This window comes from Salinimicrobium terrae DSM 17865 (genome assembly GCF_000424665.1).
Lineage (GTDB): Bacteria > Bacteroidota > Bacteroidia > Flavobacteriales > Flavobacteriaceae > Salinimicrobium > Salinimicrobium terrae.
In genome coordinates this window covers 253,393-273,085 of record NZ_AUKI01000017.1, presented here as the reverse complement: position 1 = coordinate 273,085, position 19,693 = coordinate 253,393, and the positions used below count along the sequence as shown (strand labels likewise).

The 19,693-nt window shown below is 43.4% G+C and carries 10 protein-coding genes; all 10 read right to left on the bottom strand.

Annotated features, from left to right (window positions below; genetic code table 11):
* Positions 1 to 67: 67 nt before the first annotated feature.
* The gene (locus H148_RS0108560; protein WP_037324872.1) at positions 68 to 1,369 is read right to left on the bottom strand and encodes a serine hydrolase domain-containing protein; all 1,302 of its coding nucleotides are present in this window, start codon (positions 1,367 to 1,369) and stop codon (positions 68 to 70) included.
* A gap of 103 nt (positions 1,370 to 1,472) precedes the next feature.
* Positions 1,473 to 2,927, bottom strand: coding sequence for a cellulase family glycosylhydrolase (locus H148_RS0108555; RefSeq protein WP_029034432.1), 1,455 nt, complete (start codon positions 2,925 to 2,927; stop codon positions 1,473 to 1,475).
* Between the two features lie 22 nt (positions 2,928 to 2,949).
* Positions 2,950 to 4,461 carry an alpha-L-fucosidase gene (locus tag H148_RS17540; protein WP_037324871.1) on the bottom strand — a complete coding sequence of 504 codons (1,512 nt, stop codon included), beginning with the start codon at positions 4,459 to 4,461 and terminating at the stop codon, positions 2,950 to 2,952.
* A 91-nt stretch (positions 4,462 to 4,552) separates the two neighbouring features.
* Positions 4,553 to 6,790, bottom strand: coding sequence for a glycoside hydrolase family 3 C-terminal domain-containing protein (locus H148_RS0108545; protein ID WP_029034431.1), 2,238 nt, complete (start codon positions 6,788 to 6,790; stop codon positions 4,553 to 4,555).
* A 9-nt stretch (positions 6,791 to 6,799) separates the two neighbouring features.
* On the bottom strand, positions 6,800 to 8,968 hold the full coding sequence (locus tag H148_RS0108540) for a glycoside hydrolase family 3 C-terminal domain-containing protein (RefSeq protein WP_029034430.1): 2,169 nt from the start codon (positions 8,966 to 8,968) through the stop codon (positions 6,800 to 6,802).
* Between the two features lie 52 nt (positions 8,969 to 9,020).
* Positions 9,021 to 11,024, bottom strand: coding sequence for a glycoside hydrolase family 97 protein (locus H148_RS0108535; RefSeq protein WP_029034429.1), 2,004 nt, complete (start codon positions 11,022 to 11,024; stop codon positions 9,021 to 9,023).
* Positions 11,025 to 11,150: 126 nt separating this feature from the next.
* On the bottom strand, positions 11,151 to 13,529 hold the full coding sequence (locus H148_RS0108530) for a glycoside hydrolase family 31 protein (protein ID WP_425414074.1): 2,379 nt from the start codon (positions 13,527 to 13,529) through the stop codon (positions 11,151 to 11,153).
* Between the two features lie 58 nt (positions 13,530 to 13,587).
* The gene (galB, locus tag H148_RS0108525) at positions 13,588 to 16,056 is read right to left on the bottom strand and encodes a beta-galactosidase GalB (RefSeq protein WP_037324869.1); all 2,469 of its coding nucleotides are present in this window, start codon (positions 16,054 to 16,056) and stop codon (positions 13,588 to 13,590) included.
* Between the two features lie 143 nt (positions 16,057 to 16,199).
* Positions 16,200 to 18,068 carry a hypothetical protein gene (locus H148_RS17535; protein WP_051286314.1) on the bottom strand — a complete coding sequence of 623 codons (1,869 nt, stop codon included), beginning with the start codon at positions 18,066 to 18,068 and terminating at the stop codon, positions 16,200 to 16,202.
* A gap of 26 nt (positions 18,069 to 18,094) precedes the next feature.
* On the bottom strand, positions 18,095 to 19,684 hold the full coding sequence (locus H148_RS0108515; protein WP_029034426.1) for a RagB/SusD family nutrient uptake outer membrane protein: 1,590 nt from the start codon (positions 19,682 to 19,684) through the stop codon (positions 18,095 to 18,097).
* Positions 19,685 to 19,693: the final 9 nt, after the last annotated feature.

Genomic DNA, 19,693 nt, shown 5'->3' with positions numbered 1-19,693 from the left:
AAAGCTCTGCATTTCCAACTTTAGAAGTTCTTTATATCGGAGAATTCTCTCCAGACAACTTCCTGATCTAATCAGAAATACTCGCCATCACCATCTGCCGGAACTTCCATCCGGTTTCATCGCCGGTGTCTCCCTGAGTTTGTTTTAGAATAATTCCAATCACATCTTCTTCGGGATCTGCAAAATACTGGGTGTTGAAATAACCTCCCCAGTCGAATGTGCCTTCACTTCCCAAACCTCCGGTTCGAGCTCCTTCTTCATTCAGGACTGAAAATGCCAATCCGTGATCTTTATTTGGATCTCCAAAAAGTTCTTTTGCGTGATTTTTCAGAATAAGATCTACAGTGGTCCTGCTTAGTATCCTGTTGCCGTTAAGTTCACCCCCGTTCAGGTACAATTGAAGAAAACGGGCATAATCTTCCGCAGTACTTGTAAGCCCGGCCCCACCCGAAAAGAATTCCTTTGCACCTTTGAAAGGATAATCGGGGTCGTAAAAAGTAATGGGAAAATTCTGCCATTCTCCATTTTTTTTGTGCTGCACGGCTACAAGACGATCCTCATCTTCTTCAGAAATATAGAACTGCGTATCGTCCATTCCCAAGGGCTCAAAAATCCTTTCCTTTAAAAAATGGTCAAATGCTTGGCCTGATATCTTTTCCACAAAATAACCAAGCACATCAAGACCTTCGCTGTAGTGCCATTCTTCACCGGGCATTGCGTACAGTGGCAATTCTGCTAATTTCTTCACATTCTCTTCAATGCTTACATTATCTGTGGTAAAAAGGTCAACAATCCCCGCCTTAGCGTATATTTTTCTAATTTTTTCATCAGAATCTATTCTGCCATATCCCAGGCCGGAGGTATGGGTGAGTAGCTGCCGGATAGTTATTTCCTTACCTGCCGGTTTTGTAGTATAAGTAGAATCCTTTTCATTAAAGGTTTCAATGACCTGAGGATCCTTAAACTCCGGAATATATTTGGAAATGGGATCATCCAGCCTGAATTTCCCTTCCTCCCACAACATCATGACGGCAGTCGAGGTTATAGCTTTTGTTTGAGACGCAATTCTGAAAATGTCATCTTTTTGCAGTTCACTGCCTTCAGCATTAGCCGTTCCAAAGCTTTTATGGTAGACAATCTTGCCATCTTTCGCTATTAGAGCTACAGCTCCCGGAATTTCTTTTTCAGCAATAGCTTCTTTGAGCATTTGATCAATTTTATCCAGTCGCGATTCACTCATCCCCGCTTCCGCTACAGAAGCTGCTGAAGTAAGTGCGGAATTAGAAGGGTTCTGAGCTGATACCAGTGTGGTCACCAGCAGAAGCATTATCACTACGTACTTCTGTGAATTAAATATCTTTTGTAGCATATCCAGAATCTAAAATGAATGACTAAAGTAGAAAAAAAGAAAAGGCTTACTCTCCCCCACAGGAGGAGAATAAGCTTTTCAACAATTAGAAACTAACTAACAACTAATTTTCTGTGGCCATTAAAACATCCAGTAGCCCGGGATAAAGAACTTCTCCCGTACTCCTGTCAAAAAGGGCAAAACCGAGATCATCTACATCTCCGTTGTCCCAGTATACCGGTACCAATCCGTGTTCCAGGGCAGCCGCGGTTATATATTCATTATAATATTCCCGATACGCTTCATGTCCTTCAACTCCCTCTCTCCTAATAGCGCCATATTCTCCCAAAATCACTCCAATTCCCTGATCGATAAAATTGGTCTTCATTTTTTCAAATTGACTATCGGCATAAGATTCATTTGCCCAATCTTCAGATTCCGGTGCGTCTTCACCCCACTGGTAAACTGTACTATTTTCATTCAGCGTAAAATTGTAGGGATCATAGTAGTGAACTTCCATGAATAACCTGTTGTCTACAACATCTTCGGGAACAACAACATAATTCACGGTATGGTCGATATTTGTATTAAATCCCTGTACTACGAGATGCCTGTAGTGGTTTCTACCGCCAGTTTCCCTCACCGTGTTAACAAAAGTCTCGTTAAAGCTGTTTTGAACGGTATAATATTCCTCGGTAGGAGTGCCGTAATCACCTTCGACCATAACTTCATTGGTGCCGGCAAAAAGTAAATTATCGTCATAATCTCTAAAGTGAATAGCAATTTGTTGCCACATGGCATCTAAACGCTCATTTACATAATCCTGGTCATCATAAGTCGGTTGCATCCATCCGCCATCCCAGTGGATGTTGATGATTGCATACATGTCATTATCCAGCACATAATTTGCAACTTCTTCTACGCGATTCATCCATTGCTCCTGAATTATAAAATTCTCGGGATCTGAGAATTTACTCCATGCTACTGGAATTCGAACGGTATTGAAACCTGCTGCTTTTACTGAATCGATAAGTCGCTCAGTAACGACCGGATTTCCCCAGGCGGTTTCTCCGCCTATGGCCTCAAGAGAATTTCCAAGGTTCCAGCCAATTCCCATCTCATCTGATAATTGAACACTTGTCATATCTCTCATCCCAGAATTATCCGGTGGAATAGAAGCTTCAACTCCTTCATCGGGCACCTCTTCTTCGGCTGCTTCCTGGGTTACCTGTACTTCATCCACAAGATCTCCATTATCTCCAGATATCGTTAAAGTTACAGCTCTGCTCTCCAACATCTCATTCGGTTGTGCGGTAACCTGAATATTCAAGGTTCCTTCAGAGGCAACTTCCGAAAGGCTTAGCCAGTCCGGAACTCCTGTAATAGTCCAGAGGGTGTTGCTGGATATCTGCATTCCTTTTGCCCCACCTTCAGCACTAAATGCCATAGCCGCAGGGCTAACGCTGAGCGAGGGATCTACAATTACGGGGTCGTTATCATCCTCCTGCGAACAGGAAGTAAAACCCGCTACTAACATTAGTAGCAGGAATGTCCACGATGTAAATTTTGTCTTCAACATGATTAAAAGTATTAAGTTAATGTTAGTCTCCGGTTGAAATCCTGACTACAAATGCCTTTTCATTTATTGTATTTGCAGGAGTTGTAAGATGTAGTCCTTGTTCATTAAGTTCATAAGCTATCTCCCCGCCACCTAAAACTGAAACGGAATTAACATTGGGAACATTTGTCCCCAGCACTTCTTGTGAAAAAGAGCTTAGAGTGACTCGTTTATTATTCCCCGGCCATCCCAGGAAAATAGCATAGATGTTTTCCCCTTTTTGGGTATATCGCACATCTTCTGCGGTGTAAGTCAATTTGTCCAGAAACATTCCCGATCGCTCCTGTTTAGTAGGACCTTCACCATACACTTCCCATGTGCGTGTGCCGTAAATGGCTTCGCCGTTGGTATCCAGCCATTCTCCAATTTCCAATAAAATATCCTGCTGATTCTGCGGAATAACGCCATTTGCCTTAGGAGAAATATTCAACATTAAAGCTCCGTTTTTACTCACGATATCGGCCAATAGGTCAATAATTTCATCAGAAGTTTTTAGGCCAAGATCATTCGTGTAACTCCAGCTGCCTACAGAAACCGTTTCATCGGTAAGCCAGAATTCCTCAGTCTTGTCTTTCATTCGTCCTTTCTCAAGGTCTTCCAGACTTACAGATTTAGGTAATTCTCCCTCTTTATGGGTGATCACCACCTGCTTGTCTTTGGCTTCAGCATGATTGAAATAGTACGCAACAAATTCTCTCTTCAGGGAGTCGGGTAATTTGTCGAGCTTGCTATCAAAATAAATAAGATCGGGGCTGTAGTTGTCAATGACTTCTTTTAATTCCCCCAGCCAGTTTTTATAAAATTGTTCCTTCAAAATATTGCCATACATGATCGACAGCAAAGAATCTTCGGAAGAAGTCGGCAACTCCGGATTGTATGGAAAATACGAGGTGTCATCCAGCCATTTTGTAGAATCCTGTTGTGCAATTTGAAGGTTCCTCGCCTTGTGAAAGGTGGTGACAAATTTCATATCACGCTCCTTAAAGGCATTTTCCAGCTCCCCTACAATATCCCTTTCGGGACCCATGTCAACAGAATTCCAGGGGTTGATCTCACTATCCCAGTTCGACCAGCCGTCATGATGAATCGCCACAATCCCCCCAAATTTCGCACCTGCCTTTACAAACAAATCGGTCCAGGCATTGGCATCAAATTCTTCGGCTTTAAACATGGGCACGTAATCGTGATATCCAAATTCGGAATGTTCTCCGTACGTTTCCACGTGATGCCGATATTCATCTGTACCCTCTATGTGCATATTCCTGGGATACCAGTCGTTTGCATACGCCGGAACGGACAGAACTCCCCAATGCAAATAGATCCCGAATTTGGCATCTTTAAACCATTCAGCAGTCTCATCATATTTTGCAAGGGAATCCCAGTCGGCAACATAAGTTTCCTTCTGAAGCTCATCAACACTTTCCTGCTGATTACTACGGCCACAAGCCAATATCAATAGCACGAAAAGGATAGCTGTATTTTTTAAGTATTGCATAATTTTTATTTCTTCCGAAACTAGTTAACCTTTGACCTTCAACTAATGCCTATCCAAAAAGGGCATTTTTGAAACTTCTTTTATAAACTTCCTACTCTATTTCAATCTTTACTTCCTGCAAAATATTGCGGGAAGAATTCCCCAATTTTAGAGTGTAGATTCCCGGTTCTACGGTCCATTTTTTATTTTCAATATTATAGTAAGCAAGTTCTTTTACCGGCACTTCAATAGTCACAGTCTCTGTCTCCCCTGCAGCGATCATTGCTTTCTCAAAACCTTTAAGTTCCTGAGCGGCACGCTCTACATTAGAATCTGTTTTGGAAACATAAAGCTGAACCACTTCCTTCCCATCAAGTTCCCCGATATTGGTAACATCTACAGAAACCTGAATAGTTTCATCGTCCGTAAAAGCTTCAGTTTTATTTACTCGGGCGTTAGAAAAATCAAAATCTGTGTAAGAAAGTCCGTAGCCAAAGGGATACATAGGATCGATATTTTTAGTATCGAACCAGCGATAACCAACCAGAATTCCTTCTTCATAAGTTACAGATTCGCCCCCCGGGAAGCTGTTAGTAGCATGAGCGGGAGAATCTTCCAATGCCATCGGCATAGTCCATGGCAGTTTCCCCGATGGATTAATTTTTCCTAAAAGCACATCTACTAAAGCGTTTCCACCTTCTGATCCATTGAACCAGCTCCATACTAGAGTGGAAGCGTCTTTTTCCACTTTTCGAAGATCAAAAGGAGCACCGGCAATCATTACAACGACTGTATTTGGGTTTGCTGCTTTGATCCTGTCGATAAATTCTTCCTGGCCAAATGGCAATTGAAGGTCCCGACGGTCTGCTGCTTCAGATTCATAATCCCGGTTGGAACCGGCAAAAACCACTGCAATATCAGATTTCTTTGCAGCCTCTACTGCCTCCTGCACCATCGCTTCGTCCAGTTCATCAATAGTTTGGCGGCCGTAATTCTGGTTTCCGTCTTCCGCAGGAACATAATTTTCCTCGTAACCTTTGGCGTAATTTATTGTAACAGATTCCGGTAGTTTATTCTGAAGTGCTTCAAGCGGCGTAACTTCAGTTTTTGTTTTAACTCCGGCACCAAATCCTCCCTGGGCATAGGTTCTCGTGGCGTTATTTCCTAACACAGCTATGCTATTAATCTCCTGAGCATTTATGGGAAGCAAGTCCTTTTCATTTCTTAGGAGAACCACAGATTCTGAAGCGATATTGTAAACATCCTTCAAGTGTTGTTCAGTATTACGGCTGCCTTCAGCGCGTCCAGTGGAATCAATTGCTTTAATGTTATACATCACCCTAAGCACTCTTCTAACACTTTCATTTACTTCATCTTCAGAAAGTTCTCCCGATTTTACAGCCTCTATAAGCGGTTGGGCGAAATAGTATTCCTCAAAAGGTGCGTTGGTTCCCATTTCAACATCTGCTCCGGCTTTTAAGGCCTTAACCGTGCTATGGATTGCAGCCCAGTCTGAAACCACAAATCCTTTAAAACCCCACTCGTCCCTCAAAACCTCCTGGAGCATATATTCATTTTCGTTTAGGTAATCTCCACGTAATCTGTTATAAGCGCCCATGACGCTATAGGCATGTCCTTGTTCAACGGCAGCTTCGAAAGCAGGAAGATAAATTTCCCTAAGGGTTCGCTCGTCCAGGAGTACATCCACGGTACCACGGTTTGTTTCCTGGTTGTTAACGGCGTAGTGCTTGATACTGGCAGCTACATCATTTTCCTGAATCCCAACTATGTACGGGACAGCAATTTGCTTGTTCAAAAATGGATCTTCAGAAAAGTATTCGTAGGTGCGGCCACCCAGCGGAGTCCTGATGATATTAAAAGCAGGCGCCAGTAGGACATGTTTATTGCGGTCACGTGTTTCTGCGCCTATGACATTGCCAAAGGTGTACGCCAGCTCAGGGTTCCACGTTGCTGAGAGCCCGCCGCCGGCAGGTAGGAAAGTTGCATGATCATTTTCCCATCCTGCAGGTGCCCAGGAGTCCCGGGAGATCTCCTCACGTACTCCCAGGGGTCCATCGGCCATGGTTAATTCCGGAATTCCCAGGCGTGGAACACCTGAAGTGGCAAACATGCTTGTCCCATGCAACATTCCCGATTTTTCTTCCAGGGTCATTAGTGAAATTAAACTGTCAATTTCATCTTCGTATTCCATGCTAAGGGGTTTCCCCTCAAAAATGTCTTTTTCCTTCGCTTCTTCTGTATTTGTTGTATCAGTTGCCGATCCATCCTGACATCCTGTAAAGGCGATAAGGCTAAAACCAACTGAAAGAGCTAATAATTTGTTTCTCATAATCAATATTTATTTCTGAATGCTTATTATTTTAGTTTTGGAGACCATATCTGAAGCTCCACCTACCTGGATTTCAATTTTTCCTTCTTCCAATTCGAACTGTTGTGTATGGACGTTCCAGTATGTTAGATCTTCAGCTTTAAGCGGAAGGTCAACTGTCACAGTTTTTCCCGCGGGTACCGGCACTCGTCGGAAACCTTTTAATTCTTTAATAGGTCGCTCTACTGAAGAATCTAAGTGCTTCACGTAGAGCTGAACGACTTCCTCGCCGTCCATTTTCCCGGTGTTCCAGATTTTTACTTTTACAGTAGCAGTTTCACCTTCCTGAAGAGTATTTTTATCCACCTCAACTCCTTCATACCTGAAGTCGGTATAACTTAAACCGTGGCCAAATGCATACAACGGCTCACCTTCAAAATACATATAGGTTCTTCCATTCCTGATATTGTAGTCCATCAATGGAGGCAGGTCTGTTATACTTTTTACCCAGGTTTGCGTGAGTCTTCCTGCCGGATTGTAGTCTCCAAAAAGCACATCTGCCAGTCCGTTGCCTAATTCCTGACTGTTCTGCGTCATATGCACTATAGCCGGAATGTTCTCCTCTGTCCAGTTAATAGCATAAGGAAAACTGCTGATAAGGACTACGGCCGTATTTGGATTTGCCTGATGAACAATTTTTATAAGGTCTTCGTATTCGAGAATAAGCGACTGCCGGTCTACAGATTCTTTTCCTTCGCTTGGCACGGGGCAATCGGCCCAACCTGCATTACAAGTGGGATGATTTCCTACCAGAACAATAGCAACGTCGGCCTTTGCTGCAATTTCAGCAGCTTTTCCATCTGCATTGTTCTCGGCAGTAAGGATTTCCACATCTTCACCAATTTTATTTTTAATTCCTTCCAAAGGAGTTACCCGGTACGGCGGAGTTCCACTGTACCAGTCCAAAAGCACCTCATCTGCACGTGAACCTATTACGGCAAGGGTCTTAATCCTATTTTTGTTGAGCGGTAAAAGGTTCTGTTTAGGATCATTTTTAAGAAGTACAATAGACTTTCGGGTTGCTTCCAAGGACAACTGCTTATGCTGTTCAGTAGTCCAGGGATCGATAGTATCTTTTCCGGTCCCAATTTTGGTGAAAAGATTATTTTCAGCAGGATCCAGCATTCCCAACTTGAGCATGACACGATAATTTCCACGGATTACCTCATCAATATCAGCTTCGGAAAGGTAACCGTTGGCGATTGCGCCGTAAACAGCTTCGGTATATTCGTCCAGGAACTGGTTGATTCCGGCTTTAATAACAGCAGCGGCTCCCAGGTATTTATCTTCATAATATTTGTGATCTGAAAGGAGCAGCTTGAACGCACCACCATCTGTACAAATGATCCCGTTTTGTCCCCATTCATTCACCGTGATCTTTTTGAGCATGGGATGAACGGTGGCAGGAATTCCATTGACTTTATTATAAGCAGCCATATATGCCCTGGAACCTCCTTCCAGAATGCCCTTTTTGAAAGGTAAAGCGTAGTACTCTCTCCACAACCGCTCATCAAAATCTGATGAAGTATAAGTACGTCCATCTTCATTGCTGTTTGCCAGAAAATGCTTCATTAAAGAAGCGGTTTGCCAGTAATTTGAATCATTTCCCTGCAGGCCTTTTACAAAAGCCACTGTTAATTCCCCTGCCAAAAATGCGTCTTCTCCATAGCTTTCTTCAGTACGTCCCCATCGTGGATCTCTTGCGAGATCGGCGTTGGGGGCACGAACAACGAGTCCGCCGTGGTTGTATTTCTGAAAGGCATATCGGGCCTCAAGACCTTCAGCCGCAGCAACTTTTTGAATTAATTCCCTGTCCCATGTTTCCCCAAGTCCATAGGCTTGTGGAAAGGTGGTGGTGACCTGTACTTCCCGATTTCTGCCTTCCCAGCCTGCAGGTCCACCCAGGGCAAGTCCGTGAAGTCCTTCCACGTGTCCCGTCCCTTTAACGCCTAATCTTGGTATTGAAGGATTAGTACTCAAAGCTTTAATCTTCTCATCCAGTGTCATCACAGACAGCAGATTATCGATTCGCTCTTCAGTGTCCAGAGATGGATCCTGAAAAGGATATTCATAGCCCTGTTGTGCCCACAGGGTTGGGGCAAAAACAAACAAAAGAATATATTTAAAAGTTTTGAACATGATTTTAATTTCTAGAGATGCCGGTGCTTAACCAGACTTTTCCCCGGCTATCTTATATTTTCTTAAATCTTATTGCAGTTCCACCACTGGCACCCAGTTCAAGAGTTAGAGAATCTGATGCAGTTACTTCCCTGGAGGTTATTTCCACCTTTTCAGGATTATTGTCAAGTCCTGTTCCTTCAGCATCCGCATAGATTTGTGCTTCATATTTAGCATCATCATCCAGGAAGGAAAGGGAAATTTCCAGGTCGCGTGCATTTTCATCTGTAATGCTGCCAAGATACCAGTCATCGCTGTCGATATCCTTTCTTACTGTCGTGATGTAATCTCCAATTTCTCCGTTTAAAATTTTTGTGTCTGCCCAGTCTATCGGCACATCCTTTAGGAATTGGAATTCGGGTTTACCTACGTAATTTTCCGGTAGATCGGCCAGCATCTGGATTGGAGAATACACGGTCACTAACAACGCCAATTGTTTGGCAGAAGTGGAGTGAACCCTTCTTCCGGGGTAGCCCTGGCTTATCTCAACATCCAGAATTCCGGCGGTAAAATCCATAGGTCCCGCAAGGAAGCGAGTAAATGGTAAAATAGTCACATGGTCGGGAGGATTACCTTCACTCCACGCATTATATTCTATTCCGCGGGCACCTTCACGGGCCATCATATTAGGATAGGTACGTCTTTCTCCTGTGTCTTTGATCGGCTCATGGAAAAGCACCGTGAGGTTATATTCGGCAGCTTTTTTCAGAACATATCTGAAATAATTTACCCCGAACTGTCCATGGTGCCATTCCTTCATATTTAGCATAGAACCTACGTGGCCAATTTTCACATCACGAATTCCCATTTTGTTGTACAATGCAAAAGCACTGTCTATCTGCTGCAGGTAGTTGTCAATGTTGGACCCGGTTTCATGGTAGCCAATGATTTGCACCCCGTTTTCTGCAGCATAATCGGTCACTTCTTTAAGATCAAAGTCATCTGTAGCATCAGTGAAACTGAATTGATGCATCGCATTTTGGTACCAATCCGGCGTCCAGCCCTTATTCCAACCCTCGATCAATAAGTGGTCAATTCTCAGCTGGTTGGCATAATCAATATGTTCTTTAGCATTCTTAGTAGACGCTCCATGATCGGGACCTTCCCAAAAAGTGTATTTCCCAATATGCATTCCCCACCAAATCCCAAGATATTTAACAGGCTCTATCCAGCTGGTATCGTCTATTGTATTTGGATCATTTAAGTTAAGAATCAAATAAGAAGTTATAAGATCTATGGGTTCTTCCCCAATTTGAAGAGTTCGCCATGGAGTAGTAAATGAATTAGTAGTACGCACTTTCACTCCGTCTGCCCAAGGAACTAAATCGGCCTTTAGAATATTTCCGGAAGTATTAGTCAAAGTCATACTGGCATAATCCTCGAGATCTGCTTCGTGAAAACTGATTGCCAGTCCGCTGTTGCTTTCGATCGTAAGAGGAGTGTGTACCGTATCCAGTTCACTAACCGGTGAAGCTTCAAATAAATTCTCATAGCGTTGTTCGTGATAAGCCGGGATCCACCAGGCTTTTCCGTCATCCTTAAGGTTGAAGCTGGTAAGTTCATCCATAATAAATATGCTGTCCTCAATTCCCTGCTCCGGAAAAACATATCTAAAAGCAACTCCATCATCAAACGCCCGGAACTCCAGCTGAAGTTTCCTCTGCTTTCCTGATTTCTCCTGAAGATTAACAACCATCTCATTATAATGATTTCTTATTTGCTTTTTTTCACCCCAAACCTGTTCCCAGGTTTCATCTTTTGAGGTTTCTTCAATCCCGGTGATTTCAAAATTATTCCCAAGGGTGTCGTTGTCTTTAAAAACAAAACCCATCTCTGAAGGGGTGATTATTTCGGTCTCACCCCTGCTAACAGAATATTTTGGATTGTTATTGGTGAGCTCAAGCTTTATTTTGTTTTGGCCATCGGGTGAACTAAGCTCGTGAACCTTTGCTGTCTCTTCATTACAGGAAAAAACCGAAAGAACAAATGCGGGGATTAGTATAAATCTGGTGATCATTTTTTATTACTTAAATTGTCTTCAAATATGCTTACTACGATAAAAATTCTGCTTCTAATCTTATATGGTGGTCAGGAGAATGCGATCCTGAAATAAGCTCAGGAGGACTATCCCATGAAGGTTGGTTTACCTTTCCTGGTTTTGCCACTGCGTTCTGAAGGTGGTTTTTCCATTCAACGGATTTTCGGTAACTTCAAAATTGCTCCCTCTTTTTGAAACCGAAATGGTTTCCACTGCATCTCCTTCAGGTAAATAAATTTTTCCGGTTGCCTCATTAGTTTCTTCAGCTGCATAAACCTTCAGATCTAGTTTTGACCAGTCCATGTCCTGAGTCGATTGTGCCAATTCTATATGCGGAATTACCGTTCCATTCTTCACAAGGGCAATAATTGGGATGTCCCCGGCTTTGATGGTATGCCAACCGCTGTCGTACACTTTACCTGTTTGGTAATCGATCCATTTTCCGGGAGGAAGATATACTTCCCTTTCGGTAATTTCTTCAAAAAGTGGCGCCACCAGCATGCTGGAGCCGAAAAGGTATTGATCATCAATTAACCAGGAGCCTGGATCATCGGGAAATTCGACGAAGAGTGCGCGCATCATTGGCAATCCCTGTTCTGCACTTACTTTTGCCTGGGCGTAGATGTAAGGCATCAATTCATACCTCATGTTATCTGCTTCCCTGAAGGCTTGAAGGAAACTTTCGTTGTAAAGCCATGGCTCTGTAGGTGGCTCTCCATGACTTCTCACATGAGAAGTAAGCATTCCAAAGGGAGTCCATCTTCTATAAAGACCCTCAGGCGCTGCTGTTACAAAGCCGCCCACGTCATGGCTCCAGAAACTGAAACCACTCAACCCAAGTGACAGTCCCCCGCGAAGGGTAGCCGACATTGCCGTATTTGTTGTAGCCGCATCTCCTCCCCAATGTAATGGGTAACGTTGGCTACCGGCCCAGGTACTGCGAGCCCAAATAAGGGAATAACCTTTTTCTTTTTTGGTAAGTTCTGCCACGGCCTTGTTGTAACGCAACGGATAAAGGTTGTGCTCATAAAAACCGGTGCGGCCGGAATGATATTGCCCGGTCGCCGGGGCAGCTTCTCCAAAGTCAACTTTAAAAACTCCCACACCCTGATCGAACAAATGTTTTAGTTTTCCCTGGTACCATTCCACAGCTTCGGGATTTGAAAAATCCAATACGGCATCTTCAAAAGGAATATTTCCTTTTCTGTCTTTTACGGCCAGTTCTTTTTCCACTATCTCGTCAAAAAGGGTATTTTGAGGAGTAAAATATGGTAGTTGCCAAAGTGATATGTGAAAACCATCTTCTTTCATGTCTTTCATCATATCAACGGGATCATCAAAACGATCTTCAGCAAACTCATAGTTGTTTCTCCAGTCCACATCAAACCATCCGGTATCAAAATGGATCACGTCACTCGGAATTTTATATTTCCGAAGGTTTGAAGCGATCTCCCGCCCTTCTTTTTCAGAAAAATAGGTAATTCGGCTCATCCAGAAACCAAAGGACCACAGTGGCGGCATTTCTGCTTTCCCGGTGAGGTCGGTATATTCGTCAAGAATCTCTTTTGGTTCTCCAAGGAAGAAGAAAAGGTCGGCGACATCATCACCAATCATCATGTTGTTGGCGGCGTTAAAATATTTTCCGAAGTCAACTGTAATTGGAGATGAAGTGTGCATAAAGACTCCGTACCCGCGACTGCTCATGTAAAACGGGATAGGTTTATACATGGTCTCATTCTGAACCCCGTTTGCATCATCAACCCATAAAACCACTTTTTGACCCCGCTTGTTGAATTGAGTAAAAGATTCTCCGAGTCCGAAGATCTTTTCACCCGGCTCAAGGCTCAAAACGGCTGCCATACTACGAGAGTAATCGCTGTTCCTTCGTACATAAGAGAACGGAAGCACCGGAGTATATGTACTCGTCACATCTGAACTGTGCAAGGTACTGGTGAGCAATTTCCCGGTTTCATCATATAGTTTAACATGCCAGGGTTTAGCCAGAATTTCAACTCTTCCGTATTCATTGGAGTAACTGTGACCGCCTTCAATCTTTGAGTAGTTCCAAAGTTCCGGGCGGTTTGGTGCAGTACCATCAACTAGCATTAAAGATTCTTCCTGCTTATGGAATTGTGGTCCCGAGGCCATTTTTATCCTTATAGTACGGTCAGAAACGAATTGAATCTGGAGAGGTAATTCGGGAGAGACTTCGTATTCAGTCGTTGGAAATTCATTAGCCTCAACGGGCACAGGTCGCATAAGCATATTATTAAAGGCTTGCCTGGTCTGGTAATCGTGCCGCAGGTACTTAACTGTTCCCATCCCGGTTTGAGGATTAAAATCCACTAGTTCATCGGCAAAATAAAAAGTATTGTTGTAGTCAACAAAATCTTCGCTGATGTCCACAGGAGTGTTCAAAATATCCACTTCCTGAAGCTGTGCCGTGACTGGGAGACTAATTAAAGTACCTACCAGTAATGCCATGCCGGATAACCAACTCTTTCTCATTTTCTGATTGTTTGGGGCTATAAATTTCATATTTCTATTCAAGATTAATCGTTGTTGTTGCTTTCTGAAGACCGTCTGCAGTGGCAGTAACTTCCACCGGCCCTGCTTCTTTTCCGGCCCGGATTATCACCAGAACTTTTCCACTTAAGGCGGAATGTGAAGTTCCTTTAAAAGACTCATGACTGGTGGGGTCACCGCTGGCAACTCCTATTATTTCCGCACCGCCAGTTACCTCAAAATGAACAACATTATCGGCTCTTGGCGCAAGGGTGCCATTTTCATCTGTAATATCAACCGTTATAAAAGACAGGTCCTGTCCATCTGCCTTGATGGTACTCCTGTCCGGCTGCATAACTAATTTGGCAGGCTCTCCGGCGGTTTTTATTTCTTTTTCAAGAACTACTTTTCCATCTTTTCTGGAAACAGCTTTCAAAGTGCCCTTTTTGAAAGGAAATCGCCACATCACGTGCAGGTCATCTCCTTCTTTTCGTTTTGTACCCACAGATTCCCCATTCAGGAAAAGCTCTACCTCATCAGCATTGTTGTAGTATGCCCAAACATCTACAATTTTTCCTTCTTCCCAATTCCAGTGAGGCAAAAGATGAAGTACAGGTTCATCTGTCCATTCACTTTTGTACATGTAGTAAGTGTCTTTAGGAAAACCTGCGAGATCCACAATTCCGAAGTAGGAACTTCTGGAAGGCCATCCGTAGGGAGTTGGTTCACCTAAATAATCGAATCCTGTCCAGATGTAGAATCCTGAAAGGAAATCATGTTTTTTAATGACTTTCCAGGTTGCTTCATGAGTAGAGCCCCATGGCGTCCTCACCTGATCAAAAGCTGAAATCGTGTGATCGGGATTCCCTCCGTCAAAAGGAATGTCCCAGCGCACCGGCCAGATCTTTATAGTGTCTGAAGGAAATTCGTAATAACCTCTCGTAGCCAAAGCCGAAGTAGTTTCAGTAGCTATAAATGGAGTATTGGGAAAGTTCACCTGGTGTTTCGGGTAAGTTTGATGCGCATAATTGTAACCAATAAGATCCAGCGCACCCGATCCGGCGAGAGCATTCGGTTGTTGAGGTTCATCAAACTGTAGGGTCACGTCCTCTTGGCCTGTGTGGATTGGGGGATTCATTCCGGCTGTGACAGGGCGGGTAGGATCCACCTCTTTTGTAATTCGAGCCAGCTCCCGTCCTATTTCTGCACCACGTTCACTCCATTGCTCGGGCACCTCGTTACCTATGCTCCAAATAAAAATACTTGGATGGTTACGATCGCGAAGGAGCATATCTCTCATATCACGCTCATGCCATTCTTCCCAGTAATTACTGTAATCATTTTCTGTTTTGCCCTGTTCCCACATGTCAAATGACTCGGCCATTACAATAAAGCCCATTTTGTCTGTTAGTTCCAGTAGTTCAGGAGCCGGAGGATTATGGGCGGTTCTTATTCCGTTAACTCCCATTTCTTTCATGATCTCAAGCTGGCGCTCAATAGCCCTTGTATTGACGGCGGCACCCAAAGGACCAAGATCATGATGATTATTGACTCCCTTGATCTTTACCTGTTCCCCATTCAGGATAAAACCTTCTTCCAGGTCAAATCGAAAGTCCCTGATCCCAAACTGAGTGGTGTATTCATCGACAATTTCTCCGTCAACCTTAATTTTTGTCACTGCGGAATAAAGTTGCGGGTCTTCTACCGACCATAATTGAGGTTGCAAAACCTTTATTTGCTGAGTTACTTCGGAAGTATCCTGCGCCTGAATTTCAAATTCTTCAGCCGCTGAATTTACCTCCTGATCCTTATAAAATAAAGAGGTCTCTAAAATGCCATTTTTGACCCCGCTATAGTTATTAGCCACTTCAACTTCTATCTGAACTAGGGCGCTGTCTTTGCTTACGGTAGGAGTAGTTACAAAAGTTCCCCATTGAGGCACGTGTAATTTATTTGTTTGTCCCAGCCAAACATTCCTGTTTATTCCTGAGCCTGAATACCACCGGGAATTCGGTTGATCTGAATTATCAACCTTTACGAGAATTTCATTTTGCTCATCTCCATAATTGAGGTAAGGAGTAAGATCGTATTGAAAACCAATATAACCGTTAGGCCTGTTACCCAGGTAATTTCCGTTTATCCAGACCTTACTGTTCTGGTACACCCCGTCAAAAGTTACGGTAGTTAATTTTGTGCTATCGCTTTCTGCAATTGTAAAATTCTTTTTGTACCAGCCTAAACCTCCGGGCAGAGCTCCACCTCCAACTCCGGCAGGATGCTCGGGGCTGAATTCCCCTTCAATACTCCAGTCGTGAGGAAGATTTAAGGTTCTCCATTCCTCTTCTGAAACATCATTTTCGAGAGAATCTCCAAGCCTGAACTGCCAGTCCTCATTAAAAGAAGTTTTTCTTTCAGTTTGAAATTCTTCAGGAGAAGAACTATCACAAGAATAAAGAAAGTTCAGAAAAAGGAATAAGGCAGGAAAAAAATAACTCTTTTTGATCATCAAAATTTAATTTAAGAAAAGGTCTTTTCAGAAAAACCCGACTTCATATTGGTAAGCCGAAGCAAAAAGAAAGAAGCCTTAGATTTGTAAAACTTCTTTCTTTTAATTTCAGCATTTAAGCATTTTATAAGGGAATCACCCGATTAAAACATTACAATTTCTTCAATGGTAGCTGAGACTGCATCCATATCGGTTATATCTGCAGCTAAACCAACCACATCTATGACAAAAACCATTGCTCCCTGAGCTGCACTTGATGCTTCAAAGGTTACGGTGTAGGTGCCATCTCCATTAACAGTTGTAATATTTCCATCTCCCTGAGGAGACCAATCGGCATCAGCAAAATAAATTTTTGCATCATAAGACTCTGTGGTGGGGATTCCATTCAAGGTGAAAGTTACTTCTATCCTGTCACTGAAAGCTACTTGGGAGCGGTCTAAACCGGGATCATTCATGGTAGACCCATACTCATTAAATAATTCCAGACGAAGATTACCATTCTCTTCAAGATCACCAATTACTAATTTGGAATTGTCAAAATCTAATCCTGTGGGTTGTGAGTTACCGTCTCCATCACCATTACCATTTCCATTTCCGTCGCCACCGTCACTTCCTAAAATGTAATGGAAAACTAACCATTCGTCAGTCTCGCTGTTGTAGCTGGTACCGAACCAGATTCCCCTGGTCTCGAAATCGTCATAAGCCTTTACAACTTTGATAACGTTAGTAGCAGGGCTCATCCAGTGGCCTTCCACCCCAAGAAGACTCATTCCTTCTTCAAGAATAACCTCGTTGGTTTCTTCATTAATGGTGAAGGTTCCGGAGGTTTCAAGCCCATCCTTATATTTGGTGTACGTTTGAGCTCCCCATTGATCAAACCTGATCCAGGAGCCTTCGGCCATTGCGTCCCAATCTGCATTCCAACCCCAATCTCTGGAGCTGTCGGCACTTTCTGTCCATCCAATTCCTGAAGCCAGCCAGTCTACAGGATTTCCACTGGCATCAAGCTCCCAATATCTTCCGGAAGAAGGTCCGCCGGTCAACATTTGCAATAGTTCACCTGGTGCAAATTCGGGATCAAAGCCTTCATCTATAGTAGGCTCCTCAACTACCGGAACGTAATTTTCTTTATATTCTTCAGAAATAAAGTTGTAAACGAGCATGGCAGCACCATCGCAGTCGTCACGCCTTAGGACTCCGAGTTGCATTGTATCTTCTGTAAGAGAGAAAACTCTAATGTTACCCCAGTCGTCAACGCACGCATCATTGCTCTCGTTGTGCAGGATTTCGGCATCGGTAAGAGATAAAGTATAACTATTCCTGTCAAGGTAAAAAGATCCTGTTTGTTCTCCCAGAGCCGGCAGCATGTTATGATCTACAGTAACAAATGGTCCACCTTCAAGGCTAAAGGTCATAGATCCATAATCTCCCGCAGGCATTAGCCATTGGTTACCGGCCCAATCTGGTTGCCAGTTCCAGCAATCACCACCTTCTTCATAGCAACCATCAATACCTCCTGCAAGCCATCCATTGTCTGTTCCATAGAAATACAGAGGTCCGGCGAAGTAAATGGATTCGCCATTTTCATTAAGGTCAAGATACCAGGTTTTAGATTCTCCCACACCACCGGTAAGGTCTGTCCATAATGGATCGTTCACATAACTAAGATTATCTTCGGTTACAGTCACAGTGACGGGTTCCATATCTACCACACCCCCTTGAGTGATCACATCCAGATCAATAACATATTCTCCCTGGAAAGCAAAGCGTATAGTATCAACAACACTGGTTGATCTCCCCGTTCCATAGTTCCACACGGGTGTTGCTCCCGGTGTATTAAATTTTAGAATGACAGTGTTCCCTCCCGGATCGATATCATAATCCTGAATGACTTCAAAATCTATTTGTGAGGGGTCCAAAGTCTCCCCCAGACTGTACTCATCTGGCTGACAGGCTGTGAAAACCAGCGTTGACACCAGGAGGAAACTTAAAATTCCTTTTATTTTTTTCATGATAATTTCAGTTTAGGATAATTAGTCTACCAACCTGGATTTTGCACCAGTACACCATCTGACAAGGTTATTTGATTATTGGGAATTTGTTGCAACCCCCTTGTGGTTATAACATTTGATGCAGAAATTGTTTTTTGCACCTCAATACCACCATTAAGGAGGGTCGTACTTACCGCCAGTTCTTCAGCAGCTTCTTCAACTCCTCTTCTCAGCAGATCCCAGTAACGGATTCCTTCGAGGGCGAATTCAAGTCTTCTTTCTCTCTGGATGCCCTCAAGAGTCACAGCCAAAGAATTGAAATCATCCCCGTAAGCACGTTCCCTCACCTGGTCAAAGTAGCTTTGTGCATTTGCACTTCCCAGTTCTGCAGCCATAAGTAGTACATCTGCATACCGAATGACATAGAAATCCTGGTATTGACCAATTTGAAAATCGGTTCCACCAAGTTCCACAGCAAGGCTTCCACCGTCTTCAGTGGCCATTGGAGTGTACTTCTTCGTGTAGTAACCGGTATATTCCCGCTGATTTTCAATTTTATCAAATGGAATATCTTCTTCTTCGATTGCAATAATAGAGGCTTCTTTACGCTTGTCACCGTCAGGATAGGCATTGTAAAGCTCAGGAGTAACGGTGATTCCCCAACCGTTTGCGTATGGGTAATGAGTGAATTCTCTCATTCCCAGCATGACCATCCAGTGATTACCATCTGTATTTCCATTATAATCACTTGTGAAGGTATGTTTCACTGAAAATACAATCTCCTGATTATTTTCTCCGGCAAAATCTTCCAGAGAAGCTGCAGGCCAAAGCTGGGCATATTCAGGGACCAGTCCATGACCACTATTCTCAATCACATCTTCAAGATGTGCAAGCACTTCGGCCTGGCTCACCATTCCGACAAGATCAGGTTGACTGTAATAACCGGTATAATAGAGGTATACCCGTGCCAACATAGATTTCGCAGCCCATACATCGATTCTCCCTGCATCTATTGCAGTGTAATCCTCCATAGGAAGATTCTCGGCACCAAAAAGAAGGTCTTCTGCAATTACAGCGTAGATTTCATCTGGAGTGGCCGGTGGAACAATTTCAGGATTAGGCTCTGTTAATAGTGGCACATTCTCCCATAGTTTTACCATCTGGAAGTACATGTAAGCCCTAATGAAACGAGCTTCAGCTTCATATCGTGTGCGTAGATCCGGATCTTCACTCCAGTCAATCTGGTCCATTTTGCTAATCAAAACATTGGAACGGTAGATCGCCCGATAATATGCAATCCATAATGGTTCATATAGATTTGCGAAGGTTGGGGCACGACTAATGTCAAATTCGTCTACAGCCTGGAAATTAAATGGGTCTGCATTTCCCACACCTCCATACATGTTGTCTGATAATACCATACTGGCCACGGGATAACTCAATCCCGCTACGCCTCCCACGGCAGCCTGCATTCCATCATAAGCACCTACCAGAGCAGCGAATGCATCCTCGGGAGTTTGATAAAAGTTCGCATCGGTTTGTACTGTTAGAGGTTCTGCATCAAGAAAATCCTTTGAGCAGGATACCGTTGTGAGCAATCCGAGCAGTAATAAGAAAGGAATTTTAAATCTTTTCATGCTTTTTTT